This is a genomic window from Pseudomonas sp. SCPG-7 (assembly GCF_002156405.1).
Lineage (GTDB): Bacteria > Pseudomonadota > Gammaproteobacteria > Pseudomonadales > Pseudomonadaceae > Aquipseudomonas > Aquipseudomonas parakoreensis.
Genome location: NZ_MVOO01000009.1, coordinates 152602 through 177543, shown reverse-complemented (window position 1 = coordinate 177543; position 24942 = coordinate 152602). Strand labels below are relative to the sequence as shown.

Sequence of the window (24942 nt, the reverse complement as noted above, 5' to 3'; positions counted from 1 at the left end):
TTTACGCCTTAAATTCATGTTCTGAAGCAGGCCGCTGGGCGCCCTGCGAGAAAAACCGCCGATGACGGGTCACCGGCATTCGCGCCCTGATAGACGCTTGTTCATCACTGTCGCGTGCGGCCAACAATACCGCCTCGCCTTGATCCTGGTGCGCCAGCACCCGGCCCCACGGATCGACAATCGCTGCATGACCGAAGGTTTCACGCGGTCCCGGATGGGTCCCGCCCTGCGCTGCCGCCAACACATAACACTGGGTCTCGATGGCCCGGGCGCGAATCAGCACCTCCCAGTGCGCCGCACCGGTCACAGCGGTGAAGGCAGACGGGGCGGTGATCAACTCGGCACCAGCGGCGCGCAATTCGCTGTACAACTCCGGAAAGCGCAGGTCGTAGCACACGGTCAGGCCGACTCGGCCAACCGGTGTGTCCGCCACCACCACGCCACTGCCATAAGCATAGTCATCGGATTCGCGATACCGCCCGCGATTGTCCGCCACATCGACATCGAACAGGTGCAACTTGTTATACCGTGCGACGGTTTCACCCTGATCGTTGACCAGTAGCGAACAGGCATGCGACTTGGCGTCCGGTTGCCCAAGCGGCGGCAACGGCAAGGTGCCGGCCACTATCCATAACTTGAGGTCGCGGGCGGTCTGTTTCAACCATGGCAGGATCGGGCCTTCACCGAGCGCTTCGGCCTTACCGATGTCGGCAATGTCGCGACGGCCCATGGCAGCGAAGTTTTCCGGCAGCACTGCCAGCTTCGCGCCACCGATTGCCGCCTGCTCGAGCAGGCGTCGGGCCTGCGCCAGATTGGCCAGCACATCGCTCTGGCTGACCATTTGAATCACCGCTAAAGACATGGCCGCTTCCTGACAGGGAGTCCACTTATCACTGTAGGAGCTGCCGCAGGCTGCGATCTTTTGATTGTGCTTTTAAAAACCAGATCAAAAGATCACAGCCTGCGGCAGCTCCTACACGGGGAAAAGCCTCATGCTACTCAAAAAGGCTTGTCGAAGGTGATTTTCGGCTCTTTCCACGGGCCCTTGACGGTGTATTTGACGCTGGCGAAGCGTGCCACGCGGTCACCGATCAGCTTGTCGATAAGGAACAATGCCCCGCCGACCGCTGGCGCGCCGACAATCAGCGCGGCGATCGGCAGATTGTTGGTCACCGGCAAGGTCACCAGCAATTTTGCATCGACCTGATCGCCAACCAGATCCAGCGTACCGTCCAGCTCAAGATTGCTTGAAGGACCGGTCAGCCGAATCGGCTCGCGGGTGACATACACGCCGCTATTGGCCACCAACAAGCCCTTGACCCGGTCGTAGCTCAAGCCTTTGCCAAACAAGTCGGAGAAGTCCAGACGCAGACGGCGCCCAATGGAATTGAAGTTGAGCAGACCGAACACCCGCAACGCCTGCGCGCCGCCCTCCACTTCAACGAACTGACCTTTATTCAGCGAGGCATCCAGCGTGCCGGAGAAACGCTTGGTCGCCAGCCACGCCGGCGATCCCGGCCAGCGGCCATCGACGTCCATGTGGAATTCTTCACTGGTCACGCTCGGCGCGAAGCCCCAGCCCTTAAGCACATCGGCAAGGTTCTTGCCGCTTATCCGGCCCTTGAACCAGCTGTTGGTCGAACCCGGGGTACCTTCCCAGCCGCCATTGCCTTGCAACAGGATGCCCTTGAGGCCCATGTCCATATTGTTCAGGGCGATGCCTTTGGCCGTTGGCCGTACCTTGAGCGACCAGCCGCCTACCAGATCCGCGCCGAGAAACAATTGATTGATGGTGATGTCCAGCGCGGGGATCTTCGTCGGGTCGACGGAAACCAGCGGATCAGGCGAGTTCTCGTCGGCCTGCACCGTCGGATCCGGTGCCGGCAGCCGCACGTATTGCAGATTGACCGCGATCGGTGCGCCCTTGGCATCGGGAAGACTGGCCGAGCCTTTGGCCTGCTGGCTGTCGAGCGCCAGATTCCACGCCCACGGTTTGCGATTGACCTGAACTGCCGCCTGATCGAGAGTGGTGCCGAATGCGGTGAGCTTGCCCACCTTGAAGTCGGCACTGTTGAGTAATTGCTTGGCGCTGCCACCCGGGTCGTTACCGGCGTATTTATTGACCAGGTCCTGCCACGGCGCGACGTCCAGCTCCGACAGCACACCGCGTATGCGCAGGCCTTTGGCGTCCGGCAGGACTGCGTCGCCAGTACCGAGAAACAGCTCGCCACGACCATCGGCGAAATTGCTCGGCGGTGCGGCGAAGGTGAAGCTGGCCAGTTGATCGTAACTGACCCAAAAACGCCGCTCCGGACCTTGCAAGCTCATGCGGAACACCGTGTCACGCCCTTGCTGGGCCGACATGCCGAACGGCGCCGGCAGATCCACCGCGACGCCTTTCATGCTGGAACTGACCGTCAGTTGACTGTCAGTGCCGTCGAGGTTGACCTGCAACTGATAGGGAAGGGTCCCAGACACCGGCAACGGTTGAGTCACGCCCAGCCAGTCAGTGAGTTTCTTGACCTCGACCTGCCCGGAAGCCGAGACCCGCGTCTTGAGCTTGCCCGGGCTGCCATCCGCGAAAATCTGCGCGGTCACCGGCTTGTCAAAAGCCTTGGCGGCGATGTTCTGCCCACTCAATCCTTTGGCGCTGTCGAAACGGAAATCGCCTTTGAGCTGGCTCAGCTCAAGTTTCGGCTCCGCCAGTTTCAAGCGCGCATTGGCAGTCTTGAAGTCGACGAGGATCTTCGGCAAATCGCCCTTTTCCAGCGGGATATCGAGTTTGACCTTGCCCTGCAGATCGCCCTCGCCTTCCCAGCCGGCAAACGTTTCGCCAGTGCCGATCGGTGCAGTCTGGAGAATTTTCAGGCCATCACCCAACCCACCGGCAAACCCGCCGTCGAGGAACAGATGCGTATGCTGCCCCGCCGGGACATGGGGAATATTGACGAAAACGTCGCTGACCTGGGTGTCGAGCAACTGCCCCTTGTCGGCCACGATGCGCACGCCGCTGTCCTCGATGAACACGTCGCCACTGACCTTGCTCACGTGCGGCCAGCCCGGCTGGAACGCCAGCTCGGCGTCATGCACCTTGAAGAACAGGCTGATGCTGCGATCGACATCCTTGGCATTTTTGCTCAGCGAACCCTGATACTGGAAAAAACCCTGGTCCACCGCGCCTTTGAGGATCGCCGTGCGCAGCCACTCGTCGAGGGCCGGACTCAAGACTTCGGGCAGGTATTTGGCGGTGTAGCGACCGTCGCCATCGACCAGCCCGACGCGCAGGTCCATGTAGTCTTCCTGGCTATGGTCGAAGTGCAGGCGGATCAGGAAATCGCCAGCAATTTTGCCCTCCTCGCCCAGCACTTTCAGGTAAGGCGCGATCAGGGTGAAACCTTCTTTGTCGAGCTTCCAGGTCAGCCGGGCATTGGCCTGAATGTATTGCCATGGCTTGGCGAAGATCGGGTCGAGGTGCAGGACGAAATCCTTGCTGTCCAGGCGCAGCTCGCCGCCGTCGAGGTTGCCGCTGAGGCTGCCACTGACGTTTCGCGCCGCCGGGGCGCCGTGATAGGCGTCGAACCCGACTTTATCCAGATTGGCCGCGAAGCCGAATTTCGAGCCATCGGTAGCGTTGGGGCGAAAATCCAGCAACACGTTGCGCAACCCGCCGGTCACTTTCAGGTGGTCGACAACCGTGGCGAAGCCTTCAGGCAGCGGCCCCAGTGCATTCAGCAACGGGGTGACCGGCTGCAAATCGAGGCGGTCAGCCTGCAGATGCCACAGCTCGTCGACTGCATCAGTGGCTGCCGTCTGCTTGAGCTGCACGTGAGTTTCCCAGCGGGTTTCGCCAAAACTCATCGCCAGCGAATCAAGCGTAACGGTGGCGCCGTCATCGTCGCGCTGGTAATAGCCATTGAGCGCCAGATTGCTGATCTTGATCGGCTTGCGCTCGGCATAAGCGCCGGTCACCTGCGGTGCGTTCAAACGGACAGCGGCGCTTTGCAGGGCGCCGTCGTTCCAGTTCACCCACAACTCGCCGCCCGCCTTGATCTCGGAAAAATTCCATTGCTGGGTCAAACGCTCGGGCAACCACTTCGACCAGTCGCTTTGCGGCAGGCTGACATAGCCTTCCACCGAGCTGTCCGGCAGTCGGGAGGGGCGAATCCGTGTTCGCAGGCTCATCGCCATCGGCTGCCCGTCGGGCAAAGTCAGACGAGCATCGAGGCGCTGCCGGCTGCTGCCGGTTTTCAGATTGAGGCCGACGTAGGTGAAGGTCATCGGCGCATGGTCCAGCGGCTGCACGGTCACCTGACTGTCGAGCACCGACAATTGCTGAACGATCTGCGAGCGCTTGAACAGTTGTTCGGGATCAAGCGGCTGGTCGTTCTGCACCGGCAGGCCTTCCAGCGACCATGTGCCGTCCTGCGCTTCCTTGACGCTGATTTTCAGACCGTTCAATTCCAGATGGGCGATACGTACTTCGCGCGCCAGCAGGCTGCCCCAGAGATCCGGCACCACACGTACCCGGTCCAGACGCAAGGCATTCGCGCCGTCACCGACCATCACGTCATGGGCCAGCAGGATCGGTGCAAATCCGCTCCAGTCACCTTCCAGTTCGCCGATCTGCAGCGGCATGCCGAGCGCGGCACTGGCCTTGTTTTCGATGTCGGTGCGGTATTCCGCCACCAGCGGCGTCAATTCCCGACCGAGGCTGACGTACAACGCCAACAGCACCAGAACCAACGCGCACAGGCCCAGTCCCCAGCGGGTAAGTGCGGCCAAAATGCGTGTCAGACGCTCCATGTCAGTTGGCTCCCATGGCGAAAAAACTGCGAAAAGCTGAGGCCAGCCGTTGTGGATTAAATGTGCTGCAGGGGATCAGAGCAGCACCACATCATATTGTTCCTGGGAATACATGGTTTCGACCTGAAAGCGTATGGTGCGACCGATGAAACCTTCAAGCTCGGCGACGTTACCGGATTCTTCATCGAGCAGGCGATCCACCACTTTCTGGTTCGCCAACACCCGGTACCCCTCGGCCTGATAGGCGCGGGCCTCGCGCAGAATTTCGCGGAAGATCTCGTAACAGATGGTTTCCGGAGTCTTCAGCTTGCCGCGCCCCTGACAGCTGCTGCACGGCTCGCACAGCACTTGCTCAAGACTTTCGCGGGTACGTTTGCGGGTCATCTGCACCAGGCCCAACTCGGTGATGCCGATGATGTTGGTCTTGGCGTGATCGCGCTCCAGCTGTTTTTCCAGGGTACGCAGCACTTGACGCTGGTGCTCTTCATCTTCCATGTCGATGAAGTCGATGATGATGATCCCGCCCAGATTGCGCAGGCGCATCTGCCGGGCAATCGCGGTCGCGGCTTCAAGGTTGGTCTTGAAGATGGTTTCTTCAAGGTTGCGATGGCCGACGAAGGCCCCGGTGTTGACGTCAATGGTGGTCATGGCTTCCGCCGGATCGACCACCAGATAACCACCGGACTTGAGAGGCACTTTGCGTTCAAGGGCTTTCTGGATTTCGTCTTCGACGCCATACAGGTCGAAAATCGGTCGCTCACCCGGGTAGTGCTCCAGACGATCGGCGATTTCCGGCATCAGTTCGGCGACAAACTGCGTGGTTTTCTGGAAGGTTTCCCGGGAGTCGATGCGGATTTTCTCGATCTTCGGGCTGACCAGATCGCGCAGGGTACGCAGCGCCAGACCGAGGTCTTCGTAGATCACGCTCGGTGCGCCGATGGTCTGGATCTGCGCATTGATCTGGTCCCACAGGCGCCGCAGGTAGCGGATGTCCATGAGGATTTCATCGGCCCCGGCGCCTTCGGCGGCGGTACGCAGGATGAAGCCACCGGCCTCCTTGATTCCTTCCTTGGCCACGCAATCGCTGACCACCTGCTTGAGGCGCTCGCGCTCGGCTTCGTCTTCGATCTTCAGGGAAATGCCGACATGGGCGGTGCGCGGCATGTACACCAGATAGCGCGACGGGATCGACAGCTGGGTGGTCAAACGTGCGCCTTTCGAACCGATCGGATCCTTGGTGACTTGCACCACCAGGCTCTGGCCTTCATGCACCAGCGCGCTGATGCTTTCCACCGCCGGGCCTTCGCGCAGGGAAATTTCCGAGGCGTGAATGAATGCCGCACGGTCCAGACCGATATCGACAAATGCCGCCTGCATGCCCGGCAGCACCCTGACGATCTTGCCTTTATAGATGTTGCCGACGATCCCGCGTTTTTGCGTGCGCTCGACGTGGACTTCTTGCAGCACACCGTTTTCGACCACCGCCACGCGCGATTCCATCGGCGTGATGTTGATCAGAATCTCTTCACTCATGGCAGGGTCTCGTTCAGGCATGTTCACGATAATGGCCGCATCTTGATCCATACGACGCTCATTGCGCGTTCAGGTTTTGCCAACAGGGTATGCCGAAATGGCCCAACAGTTCTGCGGTTTCGCAAACCGGCAGCCCGACCACCGCCGAATAGCTGCCATTGAGCCCGGCGACAAACACCGCGCCGAGGCCCTGAATGCCATAACCGCCGGCCTTGTCCCGAGGCTCGCCACTGGCCCAGTAGGCCGCAGCCTCTTCGCGGCTGATCGGGCGGAAGCGCACCAGACTGCGCACCACGCGCGACTCGCAATGCTGGCCTTCCAGCACAGCGATGGCGGTCAGCACTTCATGCTCCTTGCCGGACAACATCATCAGCATGGCGCATGCGTCGACTTCGTCCACCGGTTTGCCAAGAATTTTACCGTCGAGGACCACGGCAGTGTCCGCCCCCAGTACGCAAAACGCCGCGTCGCAGGCGAGCGCGCGTCGACCGGCCTCGGCCTTGCCACGCGCCAGGCGCTCGACATAGGCCGAAGGCGATTCTTCGGCAAGCGGGGTTTCGTCGATTTCCGCGCTGATGGCGGAGAACGGCACGCCGATCTGCGTGAGCAATTCACGCCGGCGCGGCGAACCAGAGGCGAGGTAAAGCGGCTTCATCAAGACATCTCCCTTGTCGAGGTGCGGGCACATGCCTGACCGAATCAGTTGATTTTGTAGCGCCGGCGCAATCCACGCAAAGCGAAGCTGACCCAGGGCCAGAGCAACGCGCTGGTCAATGCCGGCAGCACCAGTGCCAGCGTTGGCTGGCGGTTGCCGGTCAGCGCGCTGAGCCACAGTTGAACCAGCTGAGCGAGGCCGAAGATCACCAGGATCACCAGGCATTGCTGCCACATCGGGAACATCCGCAGACGCTGCTGCAACGACAGCACCAGGAAGGTGATCAGCGTCAGGATCAACGCGTTCTGCCCAAGCAGCGTGCCGTACAGCACGTCTTCGGCCAGTCCCAGGCAAAACGCGGTCACCATGCCGACCGTTTGCGGCAGGGCCAGAGCCCAGAACGCCAGAAGCAGCGCCAGCCACAGCGGGCGCAGGATCTCCATGAATTGCGGCATCGGCGACACACTGAGCAGCAGGCCGACGAGAAACGTCAGCCAGACCATCCAACCGTTACGCGAAGCGGTAGCCCCGACCATTATTCTTGTCTCCCGGTGTTGGCCGGCGTGGTGACAGGCGGTTTGGCCGCTGGTCGAACCGCCGGCTGGGACGCTGCAGGCCGGCTATTCGCGGGCGTGGCTGCAGTTGGTTTGGCAGGCGGCTTGCTGGCGACCGGTTTGGCCGGCGTGGCACTGACTGCCGGCGTGGCGGTCGCGGCCGGCGCAGGCACCGCTGCAGGCGGTGTCACGGTTTTCGGCACCGTGGCCGGAATCACCGGTCCACCGCCCTGCGCATCAAGATTTTCCTGAGCCTGCGCCGCATCGTTGGCGCGCTCTTCGGCGGTGCGGTTGTCGCTGAATACCAGCAGCAGATAACGGCTGCGGTTCAACGCAGCGGTCGGCACCGCACGGACAATCGCGAAAGGCTGACCGGAGTCGTGGATGACTTCCTTGACCGTTGCCACCGGATAGCCGGCCGGGAAGCGCTGCCCCAGGCCGGAGCTGACCAGCAGATCGCCTTCCTTGATGTCAGCGGTATCGGCGACGTGCCGCAGTTCCAGACGTTCCGGGTTGCCGGTACCGCTGGCAATCGCCCGCAGACCGTTACGGTTCACCTGGACAGGAATGCTGTGCGTGGTGTCGGTCAGCAGCAGCACACGGGAGGTGTACGGCATCAACTCGACCACCTGGCCCATCAGACCGCGTGCATCGAGCACCGGCTGACCGAGCACCACGCCATCGCGCTCACCCTTATTGATGATGATGCGATGGGTGAAGGGATTGGGGTCCATCCCGATCAACTCGGCCACTTCGACCTTTTCGTTGACCAGTGCGGAGGAATTGAGCAGCTCGCGCAGCCGCACGTTCTGCTCGGTGAGAGCGGCGAGCTTTTGCATGCGGCCCTGCAACAGCAGGTTCTCGGTCTTGAGTTTTTCGTTTTCGGCGACAAGCTCGGTGCGACTGCCAAACTGACTGGCGACACCGTCCCACAACCGGCCGGGCAGGTCGGTGATCCAGTAGGCGTCCATCAGCACCAGCGACATCTGGCTGCGTGCAGGCTTGAGCAGACTGAAGCGGGCATCGACCACCATCAGCGCGACCGACAGCACGGCCAGCACCAACAGGCGCACGCCCAACGAAGGGCCCTTGGCGAAAAGCGGTTTAATAAGCCGCTCCTCCCAGGCAAATGTTCTGTTTATTCATACGGCATCAAACCGGCCTGGATGAAGACTGACAGAAGATAAACGCCAACAGGCAGCACTGCAAAGTGCTGCCTGTGCGCTCACCCACGTATTGCAACCCAGCGCTTATTCGCTGGAGAGCAGGTCCATGGTGTGCTTGTCCATCATTTCCAATGCACGGCCACCGCCGCGAGCAACGCAGGTCAGCGGGTCTTCGGCAACGATCACCGGCAGACCGGTTTCCTGGGCCAGCAACTTGTCGAGGTCACGCAGCAGCGCTCCACCACCGGTCAGCACCAGACCACGCTCGGCGATGTCGGAAGCCAGTTCCGGCGGCGATTGCTCCAGGGCGCTTTTCACCGCCTGAACGATGGTTGCCAGAGACTCTTGCAGAGCTTCCAGCACCTCGTTGGAGTTCAGGGTGAATGCGCGTGGAACGCCTTCGGCCAGGTTGCGACCGCGAACGTCGACTTCGCGAACTTCGCCGCCCGGGTAGGCCGTACCGATTTCCTGCTTGATGCGCTCGGCAGTCGATTCACCGATCAGGCTGCCGTAGTTACGGCGCACGTAGGTGATGATCGCTTCGTCGAAGCGGTCGCCGCCCACGCGGACGGATTCGGCATAGACCACACCGTTCAGGGAGATCAGCGCGATTTCAGTGGTACCACCACCGATATCGACGACCATCGAGCCACGGGCCTCTTCAACCGGCAGGCCGGCACCGATCGCAGCAGCCATCGGCTCTTCGATCAGGAACACTTCACGGGCACCGGCACCAAGGGCCGATTCACGGATGGCACGACGCTCAACCTGGGTGGATTTGCATGGAACGCAGATCAGCACACGAGGGCTGGGCTGCAGAAAGCTGTTTTCGTGAACCTTGTTGATAAAGTATTGCAGCATCTTTTCGCAGACGCTGAAGTCGGCAATCACGCCGTCCTTCATCGGACGAATGGCAGCAATGTTGCCCGGCGTACGGCCGAGCATGCGCTTGGCTTCGGTGCCGACAGCGACGACACTTTTCTGGTTACCGTGTGTCCGAATGGCCACAACCGATGGCTCATTCAGGACGATACCGCGCTCGCGCACGTAAATAAGGGTGTTGGCAGTGCCCAGGTCAATGGAGAGATCGCTGGAAAACATGCCACGCAGTTTCTTGAACATGGGAAAGGGACCCTAGGCAACGCGTGGGTAAAAAAGTGCGGCAAACTCTAACAACGACAGGGATTTTGGGCAAGGCGCCAATATGTTAAATTGGCCGCTTTTCTGTGCACCAAGCCCCACAATCGCGGCCTTATGACCGTAGAAGTGCGGTAGTGTTCCGACAATCTAACACACGGACGCCGTCCGTTCTGTTTTCCACTGGAGAATCCCGATGGCGCTAGAACGCTCCGACGTGGAAAAAATCGCGCATCTGGCCTGCCTTGGCCTGAATGATGCCGATCTTCCGCACATTACTTCCGCCCTCAACAGCATTCTCGGGCTGGTCGACGAAATGCAGGCCGTCGATACCGACGGTATCGAGCCTTTGGCCCACCCGCTGGAAGCCAGTCAGCGCCTGCGCGCCGACGTCGTGACCGAGACCAATCACCGCGAGGCTTACCAGTCCATCGCACCAGCGGTCGAAAACGGCCTGTATCTGGTTCCGAAAGTCATCGACTAAAGGGAAAGAGCCTGCAATGCATCAAATGACTCTGGCCGAGATCGCCCGCGGTCTCGCCGATAAAAAGTTTTCCTCCGAAGAGCTGACCAAAGTCCTGCTGGCGCGTATTACCCAGCTCGATCCGCAGCTCAACAGCTTCATCAGCCTCACCGAAGAGCTGGCGCTTGCGCAGGCGAAAGCCGCCGACGCGCGCCGGGCCAACGGTGAGAGCGGCGCCCTGCTTGGCGCGCCGATCGCCCACAAGGACCTGTTCTGCACCCAGGGCATCCGCACCAGTTGCGGCTCGAAGATGCTCGACAACTTCAAGGCCCCGTACGACGCCACCGTGGTTGCGAAACTGGCGGCTGCCGGCGCCGTGACCCTGGGCAAGACCAACATGGACGAGTTCGCCATGGGTTCGGCCAACGAGTCGAGCTGGTACGGCGCGGTGAAAAACCCGTGGAACCTGGAACACGTACCGGGCGGTTCGTCCGGTGGTTCGGCCGCCGCGGTTGCCGCGCGCCTGTTGCCGGCGGCCACGGCCACCGACACCGGTGGTTCGATCCGTCAGCCCGCCGCGTTCACCAACCTCACCGGTCTGAAACCGACCTACGGTCGCGTATCGCGCTGGGGCATGATCGCTTATGCCTCAAGTCTCGATCAGGGCGGCCCGCTGGCTCGCACCGCCGAAGACTGCGCGATTTTGTTGCAAGGTATGGCCGGGTTCGATCAGAACGATTCGACCAGCATCGATGAGCCGGTTCCGGATTACTCCGCGAGTCTCAACACTTCGCTGCAAGGCCTGCGCATCGGCGTGCCGAAGGAATACTTCAGCGCCGGTCTCGACCCGCGCATCGCCGAACTGATCCAGAACAGTATCAAAGAGCTGCAGAAGCTCGGCGCCGTGATCAAGGAAATCAGCCTGCCGAACATGCAGCACGCGATTCCTGCGTACTACGTGATCGCCCCGGCCGAAGCCTCTTCGAACCTGTCGCGTTTCGACGGCGTGCGCTTCGGCCATCGCTGCGAGAACCCGGAAAACCTGATCGACCTGTACAAGCGCTCGCGTGGCGAAGGCTTCGGGCCTGAAGTGCAGCGCCGGATCATGGTCGGCGCCTACGCGCTGTCCGCCGGTTACTACGACGCCTACTACCTGAAAGCGCAGAAGATCCGCCGCCTGGTGAAGAACGACTTCATGGCGGCCTTCAATGAAGTCGATATCATCCTCGGCCCGACCACGCCGAACCCGGCCTGGAAGCTCGGCGCGAAGAACAGCGATCCGGTCGCTGCCTATCTGGAAGACGTCTACACAATCACCGCCAACCTCGCAGGCCTGCCGGGTCTGTCGATGCCGGCCGGCTTTGTCGACGGTCTGCCGGTGGGCGTGCAGTTGCTCGCGCCGTATTTCCAGGAAGGCCGTTTGCTCAACGTTGCGCACCAGTATCAGCTCAACACTGACTGGCACACCCGCACCCCAACCGGCTTCTGAGGAGACACACATGCAATGGGAAGTCGTGATCGGGCTGGAGATTCACACTCAGCTCACTACCCGGTCGAAAATCTTTTCCGGTAGTTCCACCCAGTTCGGCTCCGAGCCAAACACCCAGGCCAGCCTGATCGACCTGGGCATGCCCGGCGTATTGCCGGTGCTGAACCAGGAAGCGGTACGCATGGCGGTGATGTTCGGTCTGGCGATTGACGCCGAGATCGGTCAGCACAACGTGTTCGCGCGTAAAAACTACTTCTACCCGGACCTGCCGAAGGGCTACCAGATCAGCCAGATGGAATTGCCGATTGTCGGCAAGGGCCACCTGGACATCGCCCTGGAAGACGGCACGGTCAAACGCGTTGGCATCACCCGCGCGCACCTGGAAGAAGACGCTGGCAAGAGCCTGCACGAAGAATTCAACGGTGCCACCGGCATCGACCTGAACCGTGCCGGCACGCCGCTGCTGGAAATCGTTTCCGAGCCGGACATGCGCAGCGCCAAGGAAGCCGTGGCTTACGTCAAAGCGATCCACGCGCTGGTGCGTTACCTGGGCATCTGCGACGGCAACATGGCCGAAGGCTCGCTGCGTTGCGACTGCAACGTCTCGGTCCGCCCGAAAGGCCAGGTCGAGTTCGGCACCCGCTGCGAGATCAAGAACGTCAACTCGTTCCGCTTCATCGAGAAGGCGATCAACTCCGAGATCCAGCGGCAGATCGAGCTGATCGAAGACGGCGGCAAAGTGATCCAGCAGACCCGTCTGTACGATCCGAACAAGGACGAGACCCGTCCGATGCGTTCCAAAGAAGAAGCCAACGACTACCGTTACTTCCCCGATCCGGACCTGCTGCCGGTGGTCATCGAAGAGTCGTTCCTCGGCGAGGTGCGCGCCACTCTGCCGGAACTGCCACCGCAAAAGCGCGAGCGCTTCCAGAGCCAGTTCGGTCTGTCGGCCTACGACGCCAACGTGCTGGCCACCAGCCGTGAGCAAGCGGACTACTTCGAAAAAGTCGCGGCCATCGGTGGCGACGCCAAACTGGCGGCGAACTGGGTGATGGTCGAGTTGGGCAGCCTGCTCAACAAGCAAGGCCTGGACATCGAGGACTCGCCGGTCTCCGCCGAGCTGTTGGGCGGCATGCTGCAGCGCATCAAGGACAACACCATCTCCGGCAAGATCGCCAAAGTGGTGTTCGAAGCGATGGCCAACGGCGAAGGCACGGCGGACGAGATCATCGACAAGCGCGGCCTCAAGCAAGTGACCGACAGCGGCGCGATCTCCGCGGTACTGGACGAAATGCTCGCGGCCAACGCCGAGCAGGTCGAACAATACCGCGCGGCAGACGAAGCGAAACGCGGCAAGATGTTCGGCTTCTTTGTCGGTCAGGCCATGAAGGCTTCGAAAGGCAAGGCCAACCCGCAGCAAGTGAACGAACTGCTGAAAAGCAAGCTCGAAGGCTGACCACAATGGAGCCAGCATTTGTTACTGGCTCTGATCCCCTGTGGCGAGGGAGCTTGCTCCCGCTGGTCTGCGCAGCAGACCCAAGTCTGCATCCACACTCTTTCGGAAAGAATGCGGTTGCTGGTTTTGCGACCGCTTCGCGGCCGAGCGGGAGCAAGCTCCCTCGCCACAATTATTCTGGGAGCTTTCGAATGAAACGCCTGCTCGGCGCCTGCGCCCTGCTCTCCTTGCTCGCCGGTTGCGCCAGCAACGACATCATCGACCCGCACGGTTACGACCAGACTGGCGTCGCTTCCTATTACGGTGCCAAGCACCACGGTAAACGCACCGCCAGCGGCGAAGCGTTCAACCAGAATTCCCTGACCGCCGCCCATCGCCAACTGCCGTTCGGCACGCGGGTGAAGGTCACCAACCTGAAAAACGACAAATCCTGCGTTGTGCGCATCAATGATCGCGGCCCGCACACCCGTGGCCGCTTGATCGATGTCTCCCGTGAAGCCGCCGAACGCCTCGGCATGCTCGGCAGCGGCACAGCACGCGTGCGCATACAGGCCCTCGACGACTGATGGAGCGCTGACCATTTTTGCTCTGGCCGATTTACCGCTGATCAACGTGATCGAGTTGCTCAGCGGCCTGATCTTGTTGATCCTCGGCGCCGAACTGATGGTGCGCGCCGCGGTGCGTCTGGCCGCCCGCCTGCATGTGCGCCCGCTGATCATCGGCCTGACCATCGTCGCCCTTGGCAGCAGCGCCCCGCAAATGGCGGTCAGCCTGCAAGCGACCCTGACGCACAACCCCGACATCGCCGTCGGCAGCGTGATCGGCAGCAGCATCTTCAACATCCTCGTGACCCTCGGTCTGTCGGCGCTGATCATTCCGCTGCGGGTCTCGCGGCAACTGGTGCGCCTGGATATTCCGCTGATGATCGGCGCCAGCCTGCTGGTGTTTGTCCTCGCCTGGAACGAACAGATCGGTCGCTTCGACGGCGTGCTGCTGCTCGCGGCATTGGCGTTGTACCTCAGTTTGTTGCTGCGCCAGTCGCGGCACTCGGCGCGTCCGCATTCGCAATTGCCGCAAGCCCCGCAGGTGCCGTGGTTCAGCAGTCTGTTGATGATCGTCGTCGGTCTGGCGCTGCTGGTGTTCGCCGGGCATTTGCTGCTCGGCGCAGCGGTGGCGGTGGCGACGGATCTGGGCTTCTCCGAACGAGTAATCGGCCTGACCGTGGTCGCGGTCGGCACCTCGCTGCCGGAGCTCGCCACCTCGCTGATCGCCGCACTGCGCGGGCAGCGCGATATCGCCGTGGGCAACGTGATCGGCGCCAACCTGTTCAACCTGCTCGGGGTGCTCGGCGTTACCGCACTGATCGCACCGACACCGTTGTCGGTCTCGCCCAACGCACTGGATTTCGACCTGCCGGTGATGCTTGGCGTCGCCGCGCTGTGCCTGCCGGTGTTCTATTCCGGCTATCGCGTGACCCGCGCTGAAGGTTTGTTGTTGCTCGGTTTGTACGCGGCTTACGGGCTGCACGTGGTGTCGTTCACCACCGGCATGCCACTGGCCGGCAAACTGGAAAAGCTGATGCTGTTTTACGTGCTGCCATCGCTGCTGGCGTTTCTGTTGTTCACGTCCGTACGCGCCTGGCGCCGCCAACACCACAAGAGGGATGTGCCATGACCGATTCGCAGAAAACCGGGGTTGAAATGCGCCGTCAGGTAATGGGCGATGCGTTCGTTGATCGCGCGCTGGGCAACGCCACCGAGTTCACCCAGCCGCTGCAGGATTTCGTCAATGAACACGCCTGGGGCGGCGTGTGGAATCGCGAAGGTCTGCCGCTGAAAACCCGCAGCCTGATTACCCTTGCAGCGCTGACCGCATTGAAGTGCCCGCAAGAATTGAAGGGCCACGTGCGCGGTGCGCTGAACAATGGCTGCACGGTCGAGGAGATTCGTGAGGCGCTGCTGCATTGCGCGGTGTATGCCGGGGTGCCGGCGGCGATTGATGCGTTTCGCGCGGCGCAGGAAGTGATCGACAGTTATCAGAAAAACTAAAAGATCGCAGCCTTCGGCAGCTCCTACAGGAGAACGCATTCCAATGTAGGAGCTGCCGCAGGCTGCGATCTTTTGATCTTGCCCTTCAGATCCACCCACCCCACTGCAACAGAAAGATCCCGATATTGGTGGTCACCGCCGCCATCAGCGTGGTCAGCACAATGATCGCCGCTGCCAGCTCATGATTGCCCTGCGCCGCACGGGCCATAACGAAACTGGCGGCGGCGGTCGGGCTGCCGAAGTACAGAAACAGAATCCCCAGCTCCGCTCCGCGAAAGCCCCACAGCCACGCACCGAGCGTCGCCAGCACCGGCAAACCGATCATCTTCACCAGACTCGAACTGAGCGCCATGCTCCCGCTCTTGCGCAGCGCCGCTAATGACAGCGTGCCGCCAATGCAGATCAGCGCCAGCGGCAAGGTGGTTTGCGCCAGATACTGGCCGGAGGTTTCCAGCCAGCCTGGCAGGCTGATCTGGAAATACGCGAACGGTGCGGCGGCAATCACGCTGATGATCAGCGGATTGCTGAACACGCTTTTGCAGATGCTCCACGGATCGGACTTGATCACCGGGCTGTACACCGCAAGCACGATGGTCGACAGCGTGTTGTAGAACAGGATCACCAGCGCCGCGAGAATTGCCCCGAGGGAAATCCCGTAGTCGCCGTACATGCTCGCCGCCAGCGCCAGACCAATCACCCCGTTGTTGCCGCGAAACGCGCCCTGGGTGTAGATGCCGCGATCTTCACGCGGGCACTTGATGATCGCCCAGCCCCAGGCCAGGGCAAAACTCACCAGCGTGGCGACTGCAAAATAGATCAGCAGCGCCGGTTGCAGCGCGGCGTGCAGATCCGCATGCAGAATCCCGAGAAACAGCAGTGCCGGCATGCTGACGTTGAACACCAGCGCTGAGGCAGTGTGGATGAAGTTGTCGTTGATCCAGTCGATGCGCTTGAGCAACACCCCGAGGAACAGCATGGCGAACACCGGCGCGGTGATGTTCAGGGTTTCGAGGAAGATTGCCAGCATGCCGGGGGAGCCTTTGGGTGAGCGTCGTCAGGGCTTAATGATAAGCCACCCGATCCTTTGGCGTCTGTTGGATCGCTTTCGCGAGCAGGCTCGCTCCCACAGAAACACTACACATCCAATGTGGGAGCGGTCACACCTGTGGCGAGGGAGCTTGCTCCCGCTGGGTCGCGAAGCGGCCCCAAAAAATGGGACTGCTACGCAGTCCAGCGGGAGCAAGCCCCCTCGCCACAGGGTCAGGTAATCGGCGCCGGATTGAACAGGGTGATGTCGTTATGCAGCTTGTGCTTCTCCGCCCACGTCTGCTGCTTGCCGCTCGCCACATCCAGGTAATAGTGGAACAACTCCCAGCCCAACTCCTCGATGGACGCACGACCGGTAGCAATCCGCCCGGCATCGATATCGATCAGATCCGGCCAGCGTTGCGCCAGCTCGGTCCGGGTCGAGACCTTGACCACCGGCGCCATGGCCAAGCCATAAGGCGTGCCCCGCCCGGTGGTGAACACATGCAGGTTCATCCCCGCGGCCAACTGCAAGGTGCCGCAGACAAAATCACTGGCCGGGGTCGCGCAGAAGATCAAACCCTTCTGCTTGAACCGCTCGCCCGGGCCGAGCACGCCATTGATCGCGCTGCTGCCGGATTTGACGATCGAGCCCAGCGATTTCTCGACAATGTTCGACAACCCGCCTTTCTTGTTGCCCGGCGTGGTATTGGCGCTGCGATCCGCTTCGCCCTTGGCCAGATAGCGGTCGTACCAGTCCATCTCGCGCACCAGCTCCTGCGCCACGGTCTTGGTCTCGGCACGGGAGGTCAGCAGATAGATCGCATCGCGCACTTCGGTGACCTCGGAAAACATCACCGTCGCCCCGGCGCGCAGCAGCAAGTCCGAGGCGTAACCCAGCGCCGGGTTGGCGGTGATGCCGGAGAACGCATCGCTGCCGCCGCATTGCATGCCGAGGATCAGCTCGGACGCCGGCACGGTTTCGCGGCGGCGCTGGTCAAGCTTCTGCAAACGGACTTCGGCCAGCGCCATGATCTGCTCGATCATCTCGGTGAAACCGTGACTGGAATCCTGCAGGCGATACAGCCACGGCTCGCTGAGATCCACCGAGGCGTCATCCTCGTGCATCACCTGCCCGGCCTGCAATTTCTCGCAGCCCAGGCTGATCACCAGCGCTTCGCCACCCAGGTTCGGGTTGCGTGCCAGATTGCGCACGGTGCGGATCGGGATGTACGCATCGGTGGCGGTGATGGCCACGCCGCAGCCGTAACTGTGGGTCAGCGCCACCACGTCATCAACGTGCGGATACTTCGGCAGCAACTCCTCCTTGATGCGTTTCACCGCGTGATCGAGCACGCCGGTGACGCACTGCACCGTGGTGGTGATCCCGAGAATGTTGCGCGTGCCGACGGTGCCGTCGGCGTTGCGATAACCCTCGAACGTGAAGCCTTCCAGCGGGGCCTGCGCGGCCGGTACTTCGGTGGACAGCGGCAGGCTGTCCAGCGGCGGCGCGGTCGGCATGCGCAGTTGATCTTCCTTGACCCAGCTGCCCCGCGGGATCGGCTGCAACGCGTAGCCGATGGTCTGACCGTAGCGAATCACCTGGCCGCCCTCGGGAATGTCCTCAAGAGTCACCTTGTGGCTCTGCGGCACAAAGTCCACGGTCACCAGACCGTCCGGGAACTCGGTACCGGCCGGCACGCCCTGGTCGTTGACCACAATCACTACGTTGTCCCGCTCGTGCAGGCGGATGTAGCGCGGCGAGTCGGAATGTTCAATCAACTGCATGACGCCGCTCCTCAGGAATGCGCTTGAGACAATTTGCCAGTGACTTCAGAACCACCGTTGGTGGGTGGCTCTTTGAGCACCACACGTTTGATCGGGCCGACGATCACCAGGTAGCTGAACACCGCCACCAGTGCGTTGGCACCGACGAACACCAGCGCCCATTTGAACGAACCGGTGGAACTGATGATGTAGCCGATCACGATCGGCGTGGTAATCGAAGCGAGGTTGCCGAAGGTGTTGAACAACCCGCCGCTCAGGCCAGCGATCTGTTTTGGCGAAGTGTCGGACACCACCGCCCAACCCAGCGCGCCCACGCCTTTGCCGAAGAAGGCCAGGGCCATGAAGCCGACCACCATCCATTCCACGTCAACATAGTTGCAGGCCACGATGCTGCTCGATACCAGCAAGCCGGCGATGATCGGCGCCTTGCGGGCGAAGGTCAGCGAATGCCCTTTGCGCAGCAGGTAATCGGAAATCACCCCGCCAAGCACGCCACCGATGAAACCGCAGATCGCCGGCAGCGAGGCAATGAAACCAGCCTTGAGGATGGTCATGCCGCGCTCCTGCACCAGGTACACCGGGAACCAGGTCAGGAAGAAATAAGTGATGCCGTTGATGCAATACTGGCCCAGATACACGCCGAGCATCATGCGGTTGGTCAGCAACTGACGGATGTAATCCCACTTCGGCCCGTCGGATTTTTTGCCTTGCTTGACGTCCATGTCGACCATGCCGCCATTGTCGGCGATGAACTGCACTTCGGCTTCGTTGGCCAGCGGATGCTGACGCGGGCTGTGGATAACCTTGAGCCAGACCAGCGAGAAGATGATGCCGAGGATGCCCATGACAATGAACACGTGCTCCCAGCCGAAGCGATACACGATCCAGCCCATCAGCGGCGCGAACAGCACAGTGGCGAAATATTGCGCCGAGTTGAAGATCGCCGAGGCCGTACCGCGTTCAGCGGTCGGGAACCAGGCCGCGACAATCCGTGCGTTACCGGGAAAGGATGGCGCCTCCGCCAGACCGACCAGAAAGCGCAGCATGAACAGCGCAACGATCGCCGTGGACATGCCGAATTCACCGACAAAGCCTTGCAGCACGGTGAACAGCGACCAGGTGAAAATGCTCAGGGCGTAGACTTTTTTCGAGCCGAAGCGATCGAGCAGCCAGCCACCGGGAATCTGTCCGGCGACGTAGGCCCACCCGAAAGCGGAGAAGATATAACCGAGGGTGACCGCGTCGATGCCGAGGTCTTTTTGCAGGCTGGAACCGGCGATGGCGATGGTCGCGCGGTCGGCGTAGTTGATCGTAGTCACCAGAAACAGCATGAGCAGGATCAAATAGCGGACGTGAGTCGGCTTGGACGATTGCATGTAGATGTACTCCCACTGATTATTTTTATGCGCGGGTGAATCTGTTGTGCTGCATGTATTCCCTGTAGGAGCTGCCGAAGGCTGCGATCTTTTGATCTTGATCTTCAAACAAATCAAAAGATCGCAGCCTTCGGCAGCTCCTACAGGGGTATTGCTTCAGGAGCCGATGTAGCTGGTCTTCACGACCGTGTAGAACTCTTGCGCATAGCGGCCTTGCTCACGTGAGCCATAGGATGAACCCTTACGACCCCCGAACGGAACGTGGTAATCGACACCGGCGGTCGGCAGGTTGACCATCACCATCCCGGCCTGCGAATGGCGCTTGAAGTGGTTGGCGTACTTCAGCGACGTGGTGGCGATGCCGGCCGACAGACCGAACTCGGTGTCGTTGGCCATCGCCAGCGCCGCCTCGTAATCGGCCACGCGAACGACGTTGGCCACCGGGCCGAAAATCTCTTCACGGCTGATGCGCATCGACGCTGCGCTGTCGGCAAACAGCGTTGGCGCGAGAAAGTAGCCTTCGGTGTCGCAGGTCACCAGACCACCGCCGCTGACCAGACGTGCACCTTCGGACTGGCCGATGTCGATGTACTTCATGTCCTGTTCCAGCTGCGCCTGGGAAACCACCGGACCGATGTCGGTGCCGGATTTCAGCGCGTGGCCGACCTTGATCGACTGCATGCGCTCGGCCATGGCTTCAACGAACTTGTCATGAATCCCGGCAGTGACGATCAAACGACTCGACGCCGTGCAACGCTGGCCGGTGGAGTAGAACGCGCTCTGCACCGACAGCTCGACCGCTTGCTTGAGGTCGGCGTCGTCGAGAATGATCTGCGGGTTCTTGCCGCCCATTTCCAGCTGCACCTTGGCCTGGCGCGACACGCAATTAACGGCGATCTGCCGGCCCACACCCACGGAGCCGGTGAAGCTGATGCCATCAACTTTCGGGCTGTTGACCAGCGCTTCGCCGACCACCCGACCGCTGCCCATCACCAGGTTGAACACACCGGCCGGGAAGCCAGCGCGGGAGATGATTTCCGCCAGCGCCCAGGCACAACCTGGCACCAGATCGGCAGGTTTGAGCACCACGCAGTTACCGTAGGCCAGGGCCGGGGCGATTTTCCATGCCGGGATGGCAATCGGGAAATTCCACGGGGTGATCAGACCGACCACGCCGAGGGCTTCGCGGGTGACTTCGACATTGACGCCCGGGCGCACCGACGGCACGTAGTCGCCGGACAGGCGCAGGCATTCACCGGCGAAGAACTTGAAGATGTTGCCGGCGCGGGTCACTTCGCCGATGGCTTCGGGCAGGGTCTTGCCCTCTTCCCGGGCCAGCAGGGTGCCGAGTTCTTCGCGACGGGCGAGGATTTCCGTGCCGACTTTATCCAGCGCATCGTGACGGGCCTGAATGCCCGAAGTCGACCACGCCGGGAACGCGGCGCGGGCCGCATCGATGGCGGCGTTAACCTGAGTCAGGTCAGCCTTGGCGTAGTCGCCGATGGTGTCGCTCAGCTCGGACGGGTTGATGTTCGCCGAGTAATCGGCACCGGCGACCCATTCACCGTTGATGTAGTTGTCGTAACGCTTGGAATCAGCCACAGAAAATTCTCCTCTCTACGCAAAAGCCGCTGATTGCTCAGCGGCCTTGTGGGTCGGTGTTTATTGCGCGCCTTGCTTGTCGATCAGCGCGGCGAGCATTTCGAATTCTTCGCCGGTCAGGTCGGTCAGCGGTGCACGCACCGGGCCTGCGTCATAGCCGGCGATTTTCGCGCCTGCCTTGACGATGCTCACGGCGTAACCGGCCTTGCGGTTGCGGATGTCCAGGTACGGCAGGAAGAAGTCGTCGATGATCCTGGCGACGGTGGCGTGATCGTCGCGGGCAATCGCGTGGTAGAAGTCCATCGCGGTTTTCGGGATGAAGTTGAACACTGCCGAGGAGTAAACCGGCACGCCCAGTGCCTTGTAGGCAGCGGCGTAGACTTCCGCAGTCGGCAGGCCGCCGAGGTAGCTGAAGCGATCACCGAGGCGGCGACGGATCGACACCATCAACTCGATATCGCCCAGACCGTCCTTGTAGCCGATCAGGTTCGGGCAGCGCTCGGCCAGACGTTCCAGCAGTGGCGCGGTCAGGCGGCAGACGTTGCGGTTGTAGACCACCACGCCGATGTTCACCGATTTGCACACCGCTTCAACGTGGGCGGCGACGCCGTCCTGGCTAGCCTCGGTCAGATAGTGCGGTAGCAGCAACAGGCCTTTGGCGCCCAGACGCTCAGCTTCCTGGGCGTACTCGATGGCTTGACGGGTCGAGCCGCCGACACCGGCCAGAATCGGCACGCTGCTGGCGCAGGTGTCGACGGCAGTCTTGATGATTTCCGAGTATTCGCTGGCGGCCAGGGAGAAGAACTCACCGGTGCCGCCGGCGGCGAACAAGGCTGAAGCGCCATACGGGGCCAGCCACTCCAGACGCTTGATGTAGCCGGCGCGGTTGAAATCGCCCTGAGCATTGAAATCAGTGACCGGGAACGACAGCAGACCGGCGGAGAGGATGGACTTCAGTTCTTGTGGATTCATTATTCGAACACCCTGGGTAGCAACGTTTTTTGTGAGTTTTATGATTCAGCCAATGCTGAAGTTGTAGGTCATCGTACAACTTAAAAGACAACCGTCAACTGCATTTCATCGTTGCCCCGCACTTTTTGTCGGACAAGATTCGATCTTGACGTAGGAAAAATCTGGTCTAGGCTCGATCTGACTGTATATCCATACAGTTAAAAATAAATCCACCGACGACATATCAAGGAGCCAGAAATGTCCGGACTGCATGCAGAACCACAGGTACGACCCAAACCGGTCGTCGCTCGACTCGATGATCTTTTCACTGTAAAAGGCATCCGCTTCAACGCCGACAATCCGCATCTGCTGCTGCACATCGCCGACGCCCATAGCGATGTCGTACCGGCCGCCGCCCTCCCCGGCAACGCCTTGAACATTCGACCGCCACTGCGCTTCGAAGGCGCTGAACACGCGGCCATCGGCGATAACACCCTGCTGCGCTTCAGTGAAAACGCCGAGCCGATTCGCGCGCAAAACAAGCCCTTGCACTTGCCCAATGGCCTTGCGCTGACCTACGGCCAGGTGGTGGCGCTGGCTGGAGATTTCTACGGCGTGGTCGATCGACCGATCAACGAGGGCGCGACCCCGGTTGATCGCCTGAATCGCTTCCACGCTGCATTTGATTCTCTCGCCGTGCTGCCGGCCTCACGCGCCGAGGCCACGCAGATTCTCGCGGTCATGCAAAAGGAGATCGACGCGGTCAAACAGGCGATCAAGGACGGCAAAGCACCACATGAAGCCTACGACGCGCTCGGAGATACGTTGTCCGAAGAGTGGAACAAGCTCACCGGCGGCGGCAGTTTCGTCTCCGCGCTATTCCCGCTTGGGCGCTATCTGAAACTGGCGGCGAACAACGCCGACCACTTTGGTGAATGGGCCAGACTGGCCTACATCGCCGGCCACACCGCCGCCCTGCAAACCGCCGTCGCAGCCCGCGCCAATCACGATGAGCAGCAACTGGAACGGGCCTACGCGATGAACGCGTTTGCCGACCACTTCCTCACCGACCTGTTCTCTGCCGGCCACCTGCGTGTGCCACGCAAAGAGATGGCGGCGGTGGTCACGCCGAGCGATCTCGGCTCGCTGGTCACCCGTTTCATGCACGACGAGGACAGTAAATTCGGCCTCAAGGTGCGCAACGCCCATGGCGATCAATGGCGCGTCTACGGCGACAAACGTTACTTCGACGCCAGCGACGCGGACAACCGAACCCAGGTCAATCTGGCGGTGCAGGCTTCGGCGGATGAAATCTTCGCCGCCTACCTCAGCGGCAACGTGCCCGCCCCTTCAACGTTTGCCGCGCTGCAACGCCTGCCGGATCTGACGGCGGTGCTGAATCTTTCGAATAACTTCGCGCCGCTGTTCCGCGTCGAGGGCGGCAAGGTGCTGCGGCGCAAAGATGTGAACAACCTCAACGACACCGCCACCATCGATGACTGGTGGGGCTGGAGCACTTACTTGCTGCTCAAGGACTACCACCCGACGGGCAACGTCAATCAAGGAGAATGAGCAATGACGATCACTTTGAAACTGGAACTGACGTCGGGGCAGTCGCTGCAGGGCGCGCCGCTGGAGCTGCTGGAGGACGGCAAGCCGATTGCGCGGGGGGTTGTGGATAAATCGGGAGAGGTGGCGTTTGCTGCCAAGCCTGGTAACGCGAAACTGGCAGTGAGGGTGGATCGCTCGATATTGCCGCGCTGAATTCACGGGCCTCATCGCTGGCAAGCCAGCTCCCACAGTGACTGATGTCGTACACGGAATCCGCTGCAACATAGGAACCTGTGGGAGCTGGCTTGCCTGCTCCCCTCAGCGATCGATGTCGTACACGGGATCCGCTTCAACAAAGGAACCTGTGGGAGCTGGCTTGCCAGCGATAGCGGTATGTCAGGCGCACATAATCTGCCAGACACTCATCCGCGCTGCGCCTGCGCCTCTTCATGGGCCTGGCGCAGCCTTTCACGGCTGTTGGTCAAATGCAGGCGCATCGCCGCCCGCGCCGCATCGGCATCCTGGCGGGCAATCGCCTCGTAGATTTCCTCGTGCTCACGGCTCAGGCGATTCATGTAGTGCTGCTGGTCATCATGCGCCAGGCGTGCCGAGTTCAACCGCGTACGCGGAATGATGCTGGTGCCCAGGTGGGTCATGATGTCGGTGAAGTAGCGGTTGCCGGTGGACAGTGCGATTTCCAGATGGAAGGCGAAGTCCGACGCTACCGCATCGCTGGCGTGGGCCACGCTGTCGTTCAGTGCATCGAGGGCGGCGCGCATGGTCGCCAGTTGTTCGGGACTGCGACGTTGCGCGGCGAGGCCGGCGGACTCCACTTCCAGGCTGATGCGCAACTCCAGAATCGCCAGCACGTCACGCAAAGTGACGACGGTCGCCGGGTCGATGCGGAAACCGCTGGGGCTCGGCGTGTCGAGCACGAAGGTGCCGATGCCGTGGCGGGTTTCCACCTGGCCGGCAGCCTGCAAGCGGGAGATCGCCTCGCGCACCACCGTGCGGCTGACGCCATGCTCCTGCATGATCGCCGACTCGGTGGGCAATTTGTCGCCGCGCTTGAGCAGACCGTCGCGGATCTGCTCGGTCAGCACCGTCACCAGCTCCTGGGCCAGGCTGCGGCGCTTGCGCGGGAGGCGTGGGGTGTCGATCGGGTTTTCCATGGTCAACGTCTGGTCTCGAAAAATCGGCTTGGTGGGCATCATAGCGCAGGCGGGTTGTACGATCACTCGTCACAGACTTCCCCTGTAGGAGCTGCCGCAGGCTGCGATCTTTTGATCTTGAAAAACAACATCAAAAGATCGCAGCCTGCGGCAGCTCCTACAGGGGGATTTC

General features: G+C 61.3%; 21 protein-coding genes. 8 read left to right on the top strand and 13 right to left on the bottom strand.

The window, feature by feature from the left end; genetic code table 11:
* Window position 1 precedes the first annotated feature (1 nt).
* From B1722_RS18090 to mreB, 7 genes are all read right to left on the bottom strand, one after another.
* Complete coding sequence (locus B1722_RS18090) at window positions 2-862, bottom strand: carbon-nitrogen hydrolase family protein (protein ID WP_041072828.1); 861 nt, start codon at window positions 860-862, stop codon at window positions 2-4.
* A gap of 137 nt (window positions 863-999) precedes the next feature.
* Window positions 1000-4803, bottom strand: a complete 3804-nt coding sequence (locus B1722_RS18085) for a YhdP family protein (RefSeq protein ID WP_041072826.1) — start codon at window positions 4801-4803, stop codon at window positions 1000-1002.
* A 75-nt stretch (window positions 4804-4878) separates the two neighbouring features.
* A complete protein-coding gene (gene rng, locus B1722_RS18080; protein ID WP_007961585.1) occupies window positions 4879-6336 on the bottom strand; it encodes a ribonuclease G in 1458 nt (485 codons plus the stop codon).
* A 58-nt stretch (window positions 6337-6394) separates the two neighbouring features.
* Complete coding sequence (locus B1722_RS18075; protein ID WP_041072825.1) at window positions 6395-6991, bottom strand: nucleoside triphosphate pyrophosphatase; 597 nt, start codon at window positions 6989-6991, stop codon at window positions 6395-6397.
* A 44-nt stretch (window positions 6992-7035) separates the two neighbouring features.
* Complete coding sequence (mreD, locus tag B1722_RS18070; RefSeq protein ID WP_086793781.1) at window positions 7036-7527, bottom strand: rod shape-determining protein MreD; 492 nt, start codon at window positions 7525-7527, stop codon at window positions 7036-7038.
* On the bottom strand, window positions 7527-8654 hold the full coding sequence (mreC, locus tag B1722_RS18065; protein WP_084234255.1) for a rod shape-determining protein MreC: 1128 nt from the start codon (window positions 8652-8654) through the stop codon (window positions 7527-7529). The genes mreD and mreC overlap by 1 nt, the downstream gene beginning before the upstream one ends.
* 141 nt (window positions 8655-8795) lie before the next feature.
* Window positions 8796-9833 carry a rod shape-determining protein MreB gene (gene mreB, locus B1722_RS18060; RefSeq protein WP_002555108.1) on the bottom strand — a complete coding sequence of 346 codons (1038 nt, stop codon included), beginning with the start codon at window positions 9831-9833 and terminating at the stop codon, window positions 8796-8798.
* Between the two features lie 211 nt (window positions 9834-10044).
* Here mreB and gatC point away from each other — a divergent pair, with 211 nt between their 5' ends.
* From gatC to B1722_RS18030, 6 genes are all read left to right on the top strand, one after another.
* On the top strand, window positions 10045-10332 hold the full coding sequence (gatC, locus tag B1722_RS18055; protein ID WP_003221657.1) for an Asp-tRNA(Asn)/Glu-tRNA(Gln) amidotransferase subunit GatC: 288 nt from the start codon (window positions 10045-10047) through the stop codon (window positions 10330-10332).
* 16 nt (window positions 10333-10348) lie between these two features.
* Entirely contained in the window at window positions 10349-11800 is a 1452-nt protein-coding gene (gene gatA, locus B1722_RS18050; protein WP_041072817.1) for an Asp-tRNA(Asn)/Glu-tRNA(Gln) amidotransferase subunit GatA, read from the top strand.
* A 10-nt stretch (window positions 11801-11810) separates the two neighbouring features.
* A complete protein-coding gene (gene gatB, locus B1722_RS18045; protein WP_041072816.1) occupies window positions 11811-13256 on the top strand; it encodes an Asp-tRNA(Asn)/Glu-tRNA(Gln) amidotransferase subunit GatB in 1446 nt (481 codons plus the stop codon).
* A gap of 191 nt (window positions 13257-13447) precedes the next feature.
* Window positions 13448-13822 carry a septal ring lytic transglycosylase RlpA family protein gene (locus B1722_RS18040; RefSeq protein ID WP_041072815.1) on the top strand — a complete coding sequence of 125 codons (375 nt, stop codon included), beginning with the start codon at window positions 13448-13450 and terminating at the stop codon, window positions 13820-13822.
* 46 nt (window positions 13823-13868) lie between these two features.
* The gene (locus B1722_RS18035) at window positions 13869-14930 is read left to right on the top strand and encodes a calcium/sodium antiporter (protein ID WP_086793780.1); all 1062 of its coding nucleotides are present in this window, start codon (window positions 13869-13871) and stop codon (window positions 14928-14930) included.
* Complete coding sequence (locus B1722_RS18030) at window positions 14927-15304, top strand: carboxymuconolactone decarboxylase family protein (protein WP_041072813.1); 378 nt, start codon at window positions 14927-14929, stop codon at window positions 15302-15304. The genes B1722_RS18035 and B1722_RS18030 overlap by 4 nt, the downstream gene beginning before the upstream one ends.
* Window positions 15305-15389: 85 nt before the next feature.
* Here the strand turns inward: B1722_RS18030 and B1722_RS18025 are convergent, their stop codons facing one another.
* From B1722_RS18025 to kdgD, 5 genes are all read right to left on the bottom strand, one after another.
* A complete protein-coding gene (locus B1722_RS18025) occupies window positions 15390-16331 on the bottom strand; it encodes an AEC family transporter (RefSeq protein WP_041072811.1) in 942 nt (313 codons plus the stop codon).
* Between the two features lie 233 nt (window positions 16332-16564).
* Window positions 16565-18118 (bottom strand): galactarate dehydratase, encoded by a 1554-nt coding sequence (garD, locus tag B1722_RS18020; protein ID WP_086793778.1) that lies wholly within the window; start codon window positions 18116-18118, stop codon window positions 16565-16567.
* 11 nt (window positions 18119-18129) lie between these two features.
* Complete coding sequence (locus tag B1722_RS18015; protein WP_086793767.1) at window positions 18130-19494, bottom strand: MFS transporter; 1365 nt, start codon at window positions 19492-19494, stop codon at window positions 18130-18132.
* A gap of 156 nt (window positions 19495-19650) precedes the next feature.
* Complete coding sequence (locus B1722_RS18010; protein WP_086793764.1) at window positions 19651-21096, bottom strand: aldehyde dehydrogenase family protein; 1446 nt, start codon at window positions 21094-21096, stop codon at window positions 19651-19653.
* 60 nt (window positions 21097-21156) lie between these two features.
* Complete coding sequence (kdgD, locus tag B1722_RS18005) at window positions 21157-22068, bottom strand: 5-dehydro-4-deoxyglucarate dehydratase (RefSeq protein WP_041072803.1); 912 nt, start codon at window positions 22066-22068, stop codon at window positions 21157-21159.
* A gap of 237 nt (window positions 22069-22305) precedes the next feature.
* Between kdgD and B1722_RS18000 the strand changes: the two genes are divergently transcribed.
* On the top strand, window positions 22306-23619 hold the full coding sequence (locus tag B1722_RS18000; RefSeq protein WP_086793761.1) for a phospholipase: 1314 nt from the start codon (window positions 22306-22308) through the stop codon (window positions 23617-23619).
* A gap of 3 nt (window positions 23620-23622) precedes the next feature.
* A complete protein-coding gene (locus tag B1722_RS17995; protein WP_041072799.1) occupies window positions 23623-23811 on the top strand; it encodes a hypothetical protein in 189 nt (62 codons plus the stop codon).
* Between the two features lie 209 nt (window positions 23812-24020).
* Here B1722_RS17995 and B1722_RS17990 read toward each other — a convergent pair whose 3' ends face one another.
* The gene (locus B1722_RS17990; protein ID WP_041072876.1) at window positions 24021-24770 is read right to left on the bottom strand and encodes a FadR/GntR family transcriptional regulator; all 750 of its coding nucleotides are present in this window, start codon (window positions 24768-24770) and stop codon (window positions 24021-24023) included.
* Window positions 24771-24942 lie beyond the last annotated feature (172 nt).

Excerpts from the sequence above, each read along its gene's own strand:
- B1722_RS18000 (WP_086793761.1), top strand. The coding sequence starts at position 22,306 with ATGTCCGGACTGCATGCAGAACCACAGGTACGACCCAAACCGGTCGTC.
- B1722_RS18090 (WP_041072828.1), bottom strand. The coding sequence starts at position 862 with ATGTCTTTAGCGGTGATTCAAATGGTCAGCCAGAGCGATGTGCTGGCC.
- B1722_RS18025 (WP_041072811.1), bottom strand. The coding sequence starts at position 16,331 with ATGCTGGCAATCTTCCTCGAAACCCTGAACATCACCGCGCCGGTGTTC.
- B1722_RS17995 (WP_041072799.1), top strand. The coding sequence starts at position 23,623 with ATGACGATCACTTTGAAACTGGAACTGACGTCGGGGCAGTCGCTGCAG.
- mreD (WP_086793781.1), bottom strand. The coding sequence starts at position 7,527 with ATGGTCGGGGCTACCGCTTCGCGTAACGGTTGGATGGTCTGGCTGACG.
- mreB (WP_002555108.1), bottom strand. The coding sequence starts at position 9,833 with ATGTTCAAGAAACTGCGTGGCATGTTTTCCAGCGATCTCTCCATTGAC.
- gatA (WP_041072817.1), top strand. The coding sequence starts at position 10,349 with ATGCATCAAATGACTCTGGCCGAGATCGCCCGCGGTCTCGCCGATAAA.
- kdgD (WP_041072803.1), bottom strand. The coding sequence starts at position 22,068 with ATGAATCCACAAGAACTGAAGTCCATCCTCTCCGCCGGTCTGCTGTCG.
- B1722_RS18030 (WP_041072813.1), top strand. The coding sequence starts at position 14,927 with ATGACCGATTCGCAGAAAACCGGGGTTGAAATGCGCCGTCAGGTAATG.
- B1722_RS18085 (WP_041072826.1), bottom strand. The coding sequence starts at position 4,803 with ATGGAGCGTCTGACACGCATTTTGGCCGCACTTACCCGCTGGGGACTG.
- gatB (WP_041072816.1), top strand. The coding sequence starts at position 11,811 with ATGCAATGGGAAGTCGTGATCGGGCTGGAGATTCACACTCAGCTCACT.
- B1722_RS18015 (WP_086793767.1), bottom strand. The coding sequence starts at position 19,494 with ATGCAATCGTCCAAGCCGACTCACGTCCGCTATTTGATCCTGCTCATG.
- B1722_RS17990 (WP_041072876.1), bottom strand. The coding sequence starts at position 24,770 with ATGGAAAACCCGATCGACACCCCACGCCTCCCGCGCAAGCGCCGCAGC.
- gatC (WP_003221657.1), top strand. The coding sequence starts at position 10,045 with ATGGCGCTAGAACGCTCCGACGTGGAAAAAATCGCGCATCTGGCCTGC.
- B1722_RS18075 (WP_041072825.1), bottom strand. The coding sequence starts at position 6,991 with ATGAAGCCGCTTTACCTCGCCTCTGGTTCGCCGCGCCGGCGTGAATTG.
- B1722_RS18040 (WP_041072815.1), top strand. The coding sequence starts at position 13,448 with ATGAAACGCCTGCTCGGCGCCTGCGCCCTGCTCTCCTTGCTCGCCGGT.
- rng (WP_007961585.1), bottom strand. The coding sequence starts at position 6,336 with ATGAGTGAAGAGATTCTGATCAACATCACGCCGATGGAATCGCGCGTG.
- garD (WP_086793778.1), bottom strand. The coding sequence starts at position 18,118 with ATGCAGTTGATTGAACATTCCGACTCGCCGCGCTACATCCGCCTGCAC.